This is a genomic window from Streptomyces sp. HM190, from assembly GCF_009857135.1.
GTDB lineage: Bacteria > Actinomycetota > Actinomycetes > Streptomycetales > Streptomycetaceae > Streptomyces > Streptomyces heilongjiangensis.
In genome coordinates this window covers 2737504-2749475 of record NZ_CP047318.1, presented here as the reverse complement: position 1 = coordinate 2749475, position 11972 = coordinate 2737504, and the positions used below count along the sequence as shown (strand labels likewise).

Below are 11972 nucleotides of genomic sequence, written 5' to 3'. Positions count from 1 at the left end.
GGCACACCCCCCCGTGCACCCTTCCCGACACAGGAGCCCCCTGGTGATCGATCCTTTCAGCACCGCCCAGCAGATCGCCGACCTCATACGCGCCAAGGAGGTCAGCCCGGTGGAGGTGGCCGAGACCTATCTCGACCGCATCGAGCGGATCAACCCCGCCGTCAACGCCGTCGTCTGGCTCGACACCGACGCCGTGCGCGCCGCGGCCGTCCGGGCCGAGCGGGCGGTGCTGAGCGGCGAGCCGCTCGGCCCGCTGCACGGCGTCCCCGTCCCCATCAAGGACCTCAACTCCCTGGCGGGGCAGCCCAACACGATGTCCTCCCTGGCCATCCGGGACACCCCGCGGACCGTCACGGACCCCGACATCCAGCTCCTCCTCGACGCCGGCGTGATCCCCCTCGGCCGGACCAACTCGCCCGAGTTCGGCGCGCTGACCGTCTCCGAGAACGCCCGGCACGGCAAGACCCGCAACCCGTGGAACCCGGCCCACACCTCCGGCGGGTCGAGCGGCGGCGCGTCGGCGGCCGTCGCGGCCGGACTCGCGCCGGTGGCGCACGCCTCCGACGGCGGCGGATCGATCCGGGTCCCGGCGTCCGTCACCGGCCTCGTGGGCCTCAAGCCGAGCCGGGGACGCGTGCCCGCGCTCGTGCGGGGCTGGGAACACTCGACGACCGAGGGCGCGATCACCCGCACCGTGCGCGACGCGGCCCTCATGCTCGACGTCATGGGCCGCGCCGACCGGCTCGCCTGGTACAGCGCGCCCGAACCGGTGCGCCCCTTCCTCGACGAGGTCGGTGCCGACCCCGGGCGGCTGCGGATCGGCCTGCTCCTCGACGCGCCGACCGGGCTGCCCGTCGACGAGGAGTGCCGCACGGCGGCGCTGACGGCCGCGCAGGCCCTGCGCGACCTCGGGCACGACGTGTTCGAGGCCCGCCCGACCATGTTCTCGTACGAGGCGATCATGGGCTTCACCTGGACGATCATCAGCGCCTCCACGTACGCCATCGACCTCGACGACCCCGACGCGGTGGACCCCTACATCCGGCGCCGCCGGGAGACCGCCCTGGAGGTCACCGCCGGCGACTACGCCCGGACGGCGGCACGCCTGCAGGCCGAGTCACGCGACGTGGTCGCCCAGTGGGGCCGGGACTTCGACGTGCTCCTCACCCCGACCACGGCGGTCGTGGCGCCGCCCGTCGGCCCCGTCTACGACGAGGCGAACTCCGACCCGGACGGTCCGCGGGCCACCGAGACCCGGATGGTCTCGTTCACCGCGTTCGTCAACATCGCCGGGCTGCCCGCGATCTCGCTGCCCGTCCACACGACCGCGGACGGGCTGCCGGTCGGCGCCCAGCTCATCGGCGCACCCTACGACGAGGCGACGCTGCTGCGGCTGTCCGCGCAGCTCGAACCGGGGTTCCGCTGGCACGAGCGGCGCCCGGACGACGCGGCGCTCGCGGGGGCGTCGTGAGTGCCGGGCCCTCGGCCGCGACGGGGCGGCTGCCCGTCGCGGCCGTCCGGCGGGCTCCCGGACTGCGGCTCGGCGGCGGCTGGGCGGGGTTCGCCGTCCGCCGGGCGGGCGGCCTGCTGATGTCCATGCTGCTGCTCGTCGTCGTGACGTTCCTCATCGTGCCCCTGCTGCCGGGGGACCCGGCCCGCGCCATCGCCGGCACCAACTCGTCCCCGGCCACGCTCGCGGCGATACGCGAACGACTGGGCCTCGACGAGCCGATGACGACGCGGTTCGTCCACTACCTCGGCGACATCACGTCCGGGCGCCTCGGCACCTCGTTCCGGTTCGACACCCCGGTCGCGGACATCGTCTCGACCCGGCTGCCGTACACCGTGCAGCTCGTCATCCCGGCCGTCCTGCTCTCCCTGCTCGTCGCCGTCCCGCTGGGCATGGCCGTCGGCGTCCTCACCCGCGACGGACGCCGCCGCCGGCTCGGCGTCGCCTTCGGCACGATCGCCGGACTCCTCGCGTCGGCGCCGGTCTACGTCGTCGCGACCCTCCTCGTCGTCCTGTTCTCGATCAGCCTCGGCCTGCTGCCGTCCGGCGGCGCCACCACCCCGAGCGCGCTCGTCCTGCCGATCACCGCGCTGTGCATCGGCCCGGCCTTCGCCATCGCCCGGGTCGTCCGGCAGGAGACGGCCTCCGTCCTCGCCCAGGACTACATGAGGACCGCCCGCGGCCACCGCCTGGGAACGGTGCGCCTCCACCTGCGCCACGCGCTGCCCAACCTGGTGACGAGCGTCCTCACCCTCAGCGGACTCGTCCTCACGTCGCTGCTCGGCGGCACGATCATCCTGGAGAACGTCTTCACCTATCCGGGGCTCGGCACCGAGGTCGTGCAGGCGATCATCTACAAGGACTATCCGGTGATCCAGGGCATCATCCTCGTCGTCGGCATGCTGGCCCTGCTCGTCAACCTCCTCGTCGACGTCGTCCTCGGCATCGTCGACCCCCGCACTCTCGACGGAGGCCGACGTGGCCACTGACCCGACCGTGCGCCGACGGCGCCGCAACCCGTCGCTGCTGGCCGGCGCCGTGATCCTCGGACTGCTCGTGGTCGTGGCCCTCGTGGCCCCGCCGCTGCTGAGCGGTTCCGCCGAGACCCTCACCGACGACGCCCGGCTGGGGCCCGGCGCCGGGCACCTCCTCGGCACCGACGCCTTCGGCCGCGACGTCCTGGCCCGCGCCCTCGTCGCGACCCGCCTGACCCTCCTGATGGCCGCCGCCGCGACCGCCGCCTCGTTCGTCGTCGGCGTCGCGATCGGCGCGCTCGTCCACCTGGCCCCCGGGTGGCTGCGCGAGACCTGTCTGCGGCTCATCGACTCCGCGGTGGCGTTCCCGTCGCTCGTGCTCGCCCTCGTCATCGCGGCGGTGCTCGGACCGGGCACCGGGTCCGCGATCGTCGCGATCGCCGTCGCCGGCGTCCCCGGCTTCGCCCGGCTGACGGCGAACCTCGCCGCGACCGTCGCGGACAAGGACTACGTGCTCACCGCGCGGCTGCTCGGCGTGCCCGGACCGCGCATCCTGGCCCGGCACGTCCTGCCGAACATCAGCGGGCCGCTGCTGGTGCTGCTCAGTTCGAGCTTCACCCTGTCCCTGCTCGACATCAGCAGCCTGTCGTTCGTCGGCCTGGGTGTGCAGAGCCCGCAGTACGACTGGGGGCGGCTCCTCAACGAGGCGCTGCCGTCGATCTTCGCCCAGCCGTCGGTCGTGCTCGCGCCGTCGCTCATGCTCATCGTCACCGGTGTGGGCGCCATGCTCCTCGGGGACGGCGTGGCCTCGCTCGTCGACCCCCGCACCCGCGGCACGGCACCCGCACCGACCGCGGCGCCGGACGCGGCGGACGCGGCGGGAACGGCCGCCCCGGCCGTGGTGTCCCGCCCGCCGGGCGCCGCGGGGGCCGACGCCGAGCCGGACGGGCTGCTCACCGTCGCCGGGCTGACCGTGCGGGCCGGTGACCGGACCCTCGTCGACGACGTGTCGTTCACCATCGGGGCCGGCCGGATCGTCGGCCTCGTCGGGGAGTCCGGCTCGGGCAAGTCCACCATCGCCATGGCGGTCGCGGGCCTGCTCCCCGAGGGGGTGCGGGCCGACGCGTCGCGCCTGGCCCTCGGTGACCTCGACCTGCTCGGAACACCGCCGGGCCGCCGCCTCGCCACCGAGATCGGCATCGTCTACCAGGACCCGATCGGCACCTTCAACCCCGCGCTGCGGCTCGGCACCCAGCTCACCGAGGTGGCCCGGACGCACCTGGGGACGCCCCGGCGCCAGGCCCGGCGGGACATGGCCCGCGCCCTCGCCGACATCCGCGTCACCGAGCCCGAGCGGCGGCTGCGCCAGCACCCGCACGAGCTGAGCGGCGGCATGCTCCAACGTGCCTCGATCGCCTCCGCGATGACGACGAACCCGCGGCTCCTCATCGCCGACGAGCCGACGACGGCACTCGACGTCACCGTCCAGGCGGAGGTGCTGCGGCAGTTCCGCCGCATCAACCGTGAGCACGGCACGGCGATGCTGTTCATCTCGCACGACATCGGCGTCGTCGGCGAGCTGTGCGACACCGTCCTGGTGCTCCACGGCGGCCGGGTCGTCGACCGGACGACGGGCCGCGACCTGCGCCGGGGGACGGTCACCCACCCGTACACCCGCGCGTTGCTCGCGGCGACGCCCGCCGCCGTCGAGGCCGGCGCGACCCTCAGCGCGGTCCGGTGGACCGCCGACACGCCCCCGGCCCAGCCGGCCGGAACGCCGCCGTACGAGGCACCGCTGGACGGAACGCCGCCGGACGGCCTGTCGCCGGACGGCCTGTCCGACACCGCCGCGGACCGCCCGCCGGCCGCCGAAGGGAGCCGCTGATGTCCGCCACAGCCACCGCACCGGACACGGGGACCGCCGACCCGCTGCTGCGGGTCGAGGACCTCACCGTCGAGCTCGGGCGCGGCGCCGCGGCCCGCAGGGTGCTCAAGGGAGTGTCGTTCGACATCCCCCGCGGCAGCACCCTCGCCCTCGTCGGCGAGTCCGGGTCGGGCAAGACGACCCTCGCGCGGACCCTCGTCGGTGTCCACCGGCCGTCGGGGGGCCGGATCCTCGTGGACGGGGCCCCGCTGCGCGCCGCACGCGGCCGGGAGGGAGCCGCGACGGTCCAGATGATCCCGCAGGACCCGTACTCCTCGTTCGACCCGCGGCGCACCGTCGCCCAGTCGCTCGCCGAGGCGCTCGACCCGGTCCGGGCCAGGGTCGGACCGGTCCGGACCCGGATCGCCGAACTGCTCGGCCAGGTGAGCCTCGACCCGGACGGCATGGACCGCTACCCGCACGAGTTCTCGGGCGGCCAGCGGCAGCGGCTGGCCATCGCGCGGGCCCTCGCACCGCGCCCCCGGTTCGTCATCGCCGACGAGATCACCTCGGCCCTCGACCTGACGACCCAGGCCGAGATCCTCAACCTGCTCGCCGACCTGCGCCGCAGGCTGTCGCTGACGATGCTGTTCATCTCGCACGACCTGGCCGTCGTCCGGCACGTCAGCGACACGGTCGCGGTCCTGCTCCACGGCGACCTCGTCGAACTCGGCCCGACCGCGGCCACCTTCGCCGAGCCGGAACACCCGTACACCGCGCGGCTCCTCGCGTCCGTCCCGGGCGACCCGAGGTTCCGCCTCGACGGCGAGCCCGCCCCGGCCTGAGCCGCCCGGACGCCGCCCGGACGCCGCCCCGCTCCCCGCCCGCGTCCGGATTCCCGGCCCGCCGACCCCTGCCCGGTCGGCGGGCCGATTCCTGTCGTGCGCTCGATGGCGTGTGCTTGATGGCGTGCGCTTGATGGCGTGCGCTTGACGGCGTGCGCTCGATTCTGTCGTTCGTACGCTTGAATCGAGCGCGTGAATCGGGCAAGGTGCTCGAAACAAGCATCATGCTTGCCGTTCGTTCAGGGGAGAGGTCCGTATGGACGACATCGACCGGGCCATCCTGCGGGAGCTGCAGGTCGACGGCCGTATCCCGTACGCCGATCTGGGGCCCAAGGTGGGGCTGTCGCCCTCGGCCGCCAGGCTCCGGCTCCAGCGGCTGATCGACGCCAAGGCGGTCCAGGTCGTCGGGGTGACCGACCCGATGACCATGGGCCAGCAGGCGATGGCCCTGCTCGGTCTGCGCGTCGACGGCGATCCCCGCGCGGTCGCCGACGAACTGTCCCGGCACGACGAGGTCGTGTACACGGTCCTCACGTCCGGCGGCTTCGACCTGTTCGCGGAGGTGGTGTGCGCCCGGCCCCGGGACCTCCTGGACTTCATCAACGACGTCGTACGGCCAGTCGAGGGTGTCGCGGCCGTGGAGAACTTCCCCTACTTCGCGATCCACACCCACCGCTTCCTGTGGCACGTCGACTGACGGCCCCGCCGACCGAGGCACCCGAGCGCCCGAGCCCCGTCCCGCCCGCACCAGCCGAGGAACACCCCATGCCGCCCGACGAGCACCGCACCGTCGACTTCTTCACCGAGGACGCCCTCCCCGCGCCCCGCCTGACACCCGCCGAGGCCGAGCGCATCGCCGCCGAACACCTCGGCGTCACCGCCCGCGCGCAGGCGCTGGGCAGCCAGCAGGACGCCAACTTCCTGATGCGCGCCGACGACGGGACGCCCACGGCGATCCTGAAGATCGCCAACCCCGCGTTCGGCGCGGTGGAGGTCGAGGCCGCCGACGAGGCCGCCGACCTCATCGCCTCGGCCTGCCCGGACCTGCGGATCGCCACGGTCCTGCGCCGCCCCGACGGCACCCCGCGGCGCGCGACGGTGGACACCGGCCACGGCCCGGCCGTCGCCCGCCTGCTGCGCCACCTGCCCGGCGGCGCGCTCTCGGGACCGCGGCACCTGTCCCCCGGCACCGTCGCGGCCATGGGCACGCTCGCCGGGAGGGTCGGCGCAGCCCTGCGCGACTTCCGGCACCCGGGCCTCGACCGCGTGCTCCAGTGGGACCCGCGGCACGCCGACCGCGTCGTCGCCAGGCTCGCCGGGCACATCGCCGAACCCGACCGGCGCACCGCCGTCCTGGCCGCGACCGAGGAGGCATGGGCCCGGGTCCGGGCCGTGGCCGCCGCGCTGCCGTCGCAGGCCGTGCACATGGACCTCACCGACGACAACCTGATCCGCCGTCCCGACAGCCGGCCGCCCCTGCCCGACGGGGTCATCGACTTCGGTGACGTGACCACGAGCTGGGCCGTCGGCGAACTCGCCGTGTCCCTGTCCTCGATGCTCCACCACGACGGCGTCGAGCCCCACCACGTGCTGCCGGCCGTCCGCGCCTTCCACGCCGTCCGGCCGCTCTCCGCCGAGGAGGCCGAGGCGGTGTGGCCGATCGTGGTGCTGCGCGCCGCCGTCCTGGTGGTCAGCGGGCGGCACCAGGCCGCCGTCGACGAGGACAACGCCTACGCCAAGGACGCGCTCGACCGCGAATGGCGCATATTCGAAGAGGCCGTTGCCGTGCCCCTGCCGGTGATGACCCGCCTCGTCAGGGACGCCGTCGGCCTCGCCGGCCCGTCCGCCCGGACCGCGCGCGCCGACGCGCCCGAGCGCCCGCTCCTGCGGGACGTCGCCGCCGCCGACATCGCCCTCCTCGACCTGTCCACCGACGCCGACGCCCTGGACGGCGGGGCCTGGACGGACCCCGCCACCGAGGACCGGCTGACGGCCGCCGCCCTCGCCGACGGAGCGGCCGCCGTCGTCCTTCCGTACGCCCGTCCCCGCCTCACCCGGACACCACCGCTGTCGGCGCTGTCCCCGGCCACGGTGCCCACCGGGACCGACCTCCGGCTCGGCCGGGACGCCGTGCTGCAGGCCCCCGCCGCGGGCAAGGTCCTCGCCGCGGCGCCGGGCCACCTGGAACTCACCCACGGCACGCGGGTCCTGGCGCTGTCCTTCCCGCCCGCCGACCGGCCCGTGGTCACCACCGGCGCGACGGTGCGGGCGGGCGAGGACCTCGCCCACCTCGGGCCCGGCACCCCGGTCCACATCGCGCTGCGCGAGGCCGGCAGCCCCGCCGCCCCGCACCTGGTCCGTCCCGAGTACGCCGCCGGCTGGCTCGGACCGACCGCCGACCCGGCCCCGCTCCTCGGGCTCCCCGCCCGCGCTCCGGCCGCGGACGACCGTACGGACGAGGGGGACCTGCTCGACCGGCGTGACGCCGTGTTCGCCACCGTGCAGGAGCACTACTACGCCGACCCGCCCCGCATCGAACGGGGGTGGCGCCACCATCTGCTGTCCACCGACGGCCGGTCGTACCTGGACATCGTCAACAACGTCACCCCGCTGGGCCACGCCCACCCCCGCGTCGAGCGTGCGGTGTCCCGGCAGCTGCGGCGGCTCAACACCAACTCGCGCTTCCACTACGCCTCCGTGGTGGAGTTCACCGAGCGCCTCGCCGCCCTCCTGCCCGACCCGCTGGACACGGTGTTCCTCGTCAACTCCGGTTCGGAGGCGGTGGATCTGGGTCTCCGGCTCGCGATCGGCGCCTCCGGGCGGCACGACGTCGTCGCGCTGCGCGAGGCGTACCACGGCTGGACGTACGCCTCCGACGCGGTCTCCACCTCGCTCCAGGACAACCCGAACGCCCTGGCCAGCCGCCCGAGCTGGGTGCACACCGTGGACTCGCCGAACTCCTACCGCGGCCGCCACCGCGGCCCGGACGCCGTGCGCTACGCGCCCGAGGCCGTCGCGGTGATCGACGGACTCGCCGCTGCGGGCCGCCCCGCGGGCGCCTTCGTCGGCGAGACCTTCTACGGCAACGCCGGGGGAGTCGCCCTCCCCGACGGCTACCTCGCCCAGGTCTACGCGGCGGTACGCCGCCACGGCGGCCTGGCCGTCGCCGACGAGGTGCAGGTCGGATACGGCCGCCTCGGACACTGGTTCTGGGGCTTCGAGCAGCAGCAGGTCGTCCCCGACATCGTCTGCGTCGCCAAGGCCATGGGCAACGGCCACCCCCTCGGCGCCGTCATCACGTCCAAGGCGGTCGCGGACCGGTACCGCGACCAGGGCTACTTCTTCTCCTCCACCGGCGGCAGCCCCGTCTCCAGCGTCGTCGGCCTCACCGTCCTCGACACCCTGCGCGACGAGGACCTCCAGGGCAACGCGGTCCGCGTCGGCGGCCATCTGAAGAACCGGCTGGAGGCACTGGCGGGCCGCCACGGCATCATCGGCGCCGTCCACGGCTCGGGCCTCTACCTCGGTCTCGAGCTGGTCCGGGACCGGGTGCGCCTGGAACCCGCCACGGAGGAGACCGCCGAACTCTGCGACCGGATGCTCGACCTCGGCGTGGTCGTCCAGCCCACCGGGGACCACCTCAACATCCTGAAGATCAAGCCGCCGCTGTGCATCGACACCGCCGCGGCCGACTTCTTCGCCGACATGCTCGACCTGGCCCTCACCCAACTCGGCCACTCCCGCTGACGCGCGCGGCGCCCGCACCTCCCCGACGGGGACGGACGAGCCGGGTGCCGCACGCCGGCGCACGCGCCCCGGGCAGGGCGCCGGTGGCGGAGCGTGACCTCCCGCGGCGCGGTGCCGACGAGGCCGGGCCGGGGCTCAGCCCTGGCCGCCGGCCTTCTTCTCCAGCTCCTGCGCCCTCTCGACCAGCGTCAGGGCGCCCTCCAGGTCGTCGCCGAAGTCCACGGTCAGCGCACAGTCGGCGCCCGGCTCCCACAGCATGGCGACCTCGTGCTCCCTGCCCCGCACGCCGCTCACCAGCGTCGCCACGTCCTCGTCACTGATGTCGTGCAGCCCCAGTCGGACCGTGCAGTCGATCTCCTTGCTCAGCCGCATGGCGCCTCCAGCTCATCGGCCCCTGCGGCCAGTCTGCGCCTCACTCGAACGGCGCGCACACGGAGCGGCCCCCTCCTCGCCGGGCCGGCCGCAGCCGTCTCCCGGCCCCGGCCGCGCGGCGCCTCGCTCAAGGCCCGCTTAAGACCCGCTCGGCAGGCTCGGTCCGGCCACCGGCAGTGGTGGTGGGCCCGGTTCCGGGACGGGGCGGGCCCGCAGCGGCGCTCTCGGGCCACCACGAGCGCCGCGCGACGGGCGATTCAGTGAATGGAGACACCATGGCCACGGTTGTGAGCACCGCCGTGGGCGAGCGGACCGGACCGCTGGACCGGCTGCGCGCCCTCCACGCCGAAGGACGCCTCGCCGACGCGTACGACGAGGTGCCCGGTCTGCTGGCCGAGCTGGCCGCCGCGGGGAACCCCGCCGGACCGCCCGCCCCGGACCTGGCGCGGGCCGGTCAGCTGCTCTCCCGGCTGGACCGGGAGGAGGTGCTGCGCGAGCACCCCGGCACCGAGACCATCACCGTCGCCGTCACCGGCGGCTCCACGCTGAGCGGGCTCACCGCCCCGCTGACCGCCGAACTCGCCCGGCACGGCCTGCTGTCCACGCTGACCGAGGGCGACTACGGCGCATGGCGGCGCGACCTCCACGACACCTCCAGCGACGTGTACGCCGCCGATCTCGCGCTGTGCGTCCTGGACGCCGAGATCGTCTTCGCGGAACTCCCGCACCCCTGGTCGGTGGAGGACGTCCAGCGCGTCCTGTCCGGCAAGCTCGGCCTGATCGGCTCGCTCGCGGAGCGCTACGTCACCCGCGGCGCCGGCACCCTGGTGCTCAACACCGTGCCCCTGCTCCGCACCCAGCTGCGCCGCCTGGTCGACGCCCGCTCCAGGGCCCGGCTCGGCGTGATCTGGCGGGAGTTCAACGCGGGACTGCTCCGGCTCGCCGCCGTGCACGACCGCGTCCACGTCGTGGACCTCGACCCGCTGATCGCCGCCGGCGGCCCGGTCAACGAGCCGCGGCTCGCCGCCTACGCCAAGGTGCAGTTCGGCGAGGAGATCCTCGCCGGCTACGCCCGCGAGGTCGGCCACCTGGCCCGGGTGCTGCGCGGCCGTACCAAGAAGGTGCTGGTCGTCGACCTCGACAACACCCTGTGGGACGGCATCCTCGGCGACGACGGCCCGGACGGCATCGCCGCCGCCACCACCTACCGGGGCGAGGCGTTCGGCCGGTTCCAGAAGGCCGTCGGACAGATCGGCGCGCAGGGCGTGCTGCTCGCGGTGTGCAGCAAGAACGACATCGAGCCCGTCCGCGGTGTGCTGCGCGACCACCCCGACATGGCCCTGCGGGACACCGACTTCGTCCAGGTCACCGCCAACTGGGAACCCAAGGACCGGAACCTGCTGGAGATCGCGCAGCGGCTCAACCTCGGGGTGGACAGCTTCGTCTTCGCCGACGACTCCCCGTTCGAGTGCGGGCTGGTGGCCCGCAGCCTGCCCGGTGTCGCCGTGGTCCGGCTCGACGAGGAACCCGCCCTGCACATCGAACGGCTCCTCGCCGACGGCTGGTTCGACGTGCGGGAGCTGACCGCCGAGGACCGCGCCCGCACGACGCAGTACCGCACCGAGGTGGCCCGCCAGGACCTCCTGGAGAGCGCCGACTCCATGGAGGAGTACCTCGCCGAACTGGATGTCGCGGTCTCCTTCTCGCCCGTACGGGACCACGAGATCGCCCGCGTCTCCCAGGTGACGCTGCGCACCAACCAGTTCAACCTCACCACCGAGCGGCTCCAGCAGGCCGACGTACGGGCCCGTCACGAGTCCGCCGACGGGCTGGTGCTGGCCATCCGCTCCGCGGACCGCTTCGGGGACAACGGCCTCGTCGGCGCGGTCCTGGTGAGCGGCGCCGCACCGGCGGGGGAGTGGCACATCGACAACATGCTGCTCAGCTGCCGGGTGTTCGCCCGCGGCATCGAGCAGGCGTGCCTGGCCGCCCTGCTGCGCGAGGCACGGGCCCAGGGGGCGTCGGCGGTGCTGGCCCGCTACCGGCCGACGGCCAAGAACCACCGGGTGCGCGGCCTGTACCCGTCGACGGGCTTCGCCGAGACGGGTGAGGACGCGGACGGCACCGTGTCGTTCCGGCACGACCTGTCCGAGGAGAACCTGCCCACGCCGCCGGCCCACGTCCGGCTCAGCGCGGACCTCTCCCGGCGATCCTCCTGAGGCGGGGCGACATGACGGCCCCGCCCGGCATGTGGTGGTCCCCGCGCCGCGTCTGGCGGGGCGTCGTCACGTTCTTCGTGGACGGGTTCGGCGCGCTCGCCGTCATCTTCGGCATGGTGCCGCCCGCCTCCGTCGACCAGGCGAGGCAGTGGTGGCTCGGCGACCCGGACGCCGGGGCGCGGAGCGCCGCGCTCCCGCTCGACGAGCCGCCGCCCGCCCATCCCGAACGCATGGTCGCCGACGTGCCGCTCTCCCCGCGTGAACGGGAGCTGTGGGCGCAGCTGGAGGGCCACGGCCGGGTGGAGGACGGCCCTGGCCGACGGGACTGACCGCCGGCCGCAAGAGGGGCTTTAGAGACGGACCCGACGATCGGCACGACAGGTCGGGCGGACCACCGGGTCCGGCCGGCCGCCCGGCCCGACCGGTGCGGCCGGCCCGGCC

General features: G+C 74.6%; 9 protein-coding genes. 8 read left to right on the top strand and 1 reads right to left on the bottom strand.

All coding sequences use genetic code 11. The features are described 5' to 3' along the window. Positions 1 to 43 precede the first annotated feature (43 nt). From GSY65_RS11455 to GSY65_RS11430, 6 genes are all read left to right on the top strand, one after another. Positions 44 to 1471 carry an amidase gene (locus GSY65_RS11455; protein ID WP_159767240.1) on the top strand — a complete coding sequence of 476 codons (1428 nt, stop codon included), beginning with the start codon at positions 44 to 46 and terminating at the stop codon, positions 1469 to 1471. Then, positions 1468 to 2499: an ABC transporter permease gene (locus tag GSY65_RS11450; protein WP_159767239.1), complete on the top strand. Its 1032-nt coding sequence runs from the start codon at positions 1468 to 1470 to the stop codon at positions 2497 to 2499. The genes GSY65_RS11455 and GSY65_RS11450 overlap by 4 nt, the downstream gene beginning before the upstream one ends. Further along, entirely contained in the window at positions 2489 to 4369 is a 1881-nt protein-coding gene (locus GSY65_RS11445; RefSeq protein ID WP_159767238.1) for a dipeptide/oligopeptide/nickel ABC transporter permease/ATP-binding protein, read from the top strand. Before GSY65_RS11450 ends, GSY65_RS11445 begins: the two co-directional genes overlap by 11 nt. Beyond that, on the top strand, positions 4369 to 5193 hold the full coding sequence (locus tag GSY65_RS11440) for an ATP-binding cassette domain-containing protein (RefSeq protein ID WP_159767237.1): 825 nt from the start codon (positions 4369 to 4371) through the stop codon (positions 5191 to 5193). Before GSY65_RS11445 ends, GSY65_RS11440 begins: the two co-directional genes overlap by 1 nt. Before the next feature lie 256 nt (positions 5194 to 5449). Further along, entirely contained in the window at positions 5450 to 5890 is a 441-nt protein-coding gene (locus tag GSY65_RS11435; protein WP_159767236.1) for an Lrp/AsnC family transcriptional regulator, read from the top strand. Between the two features lie 68 nt (positions 5891 to 5958). Continuing rightward, positions 5959 to 8940, top strand: coding sequence for an aminotransferase (locus GSY65_RS11430; RefSeq protein WP_159767235.1), 2982 nt, complete (start codon positions 5959 to 5961; stop codon positions 8938 to 8940). 135 nt (positions 8941 to 9075) lie between these two features. Here GSY65_RS11430 and GSY65_RS11425 read toward each other — a convergent pair whose 3' ends face one another. Continuing rightward, positions 9076 to 9312: a hypothetical protein gene (locus GSY65_RS11425; RefSeq protein WP_159767234.1), complete on the bottom strand. Its 237-nt coding sequence runs from the start codon at positions 9310 to 9312 to the stop codon at positions 9076 to 9078. A 275-nt stretch (positions 9313 to 9587) separates the two neighbouring features. On the opposite strand from GSY65_RS11425, the gene GSY65_RS11420 reads away from it, so the two are divergent. After that, positions 9588 to 11531, top strand: a complete 1944-nt coding sequence (locus tag GSY65_RS11420; RefSeq protein ID WP_159767233.1) for an HAD-IIIC family phosphatase — start codon at positions 9588 to 9590, stop codon at positions 11529 to 11531. Between the two features lie 11 nt (positions 11532 to 11542). Further along, positions 11543 to 11860 carry a DUF6059 family protein gene (locus tag GSY65_RS11415; RefSeq protein WP_159767232.1) on the top strand — a complete coding sequence of 106 codons (318 nt, stop codon included), beginning with the start codon at positions 11543 to 11545 and terminating at the stop codon, positions 11858 to 11860. Positions 11861 to 11972 lie beyond the last annotated feature (112 nt).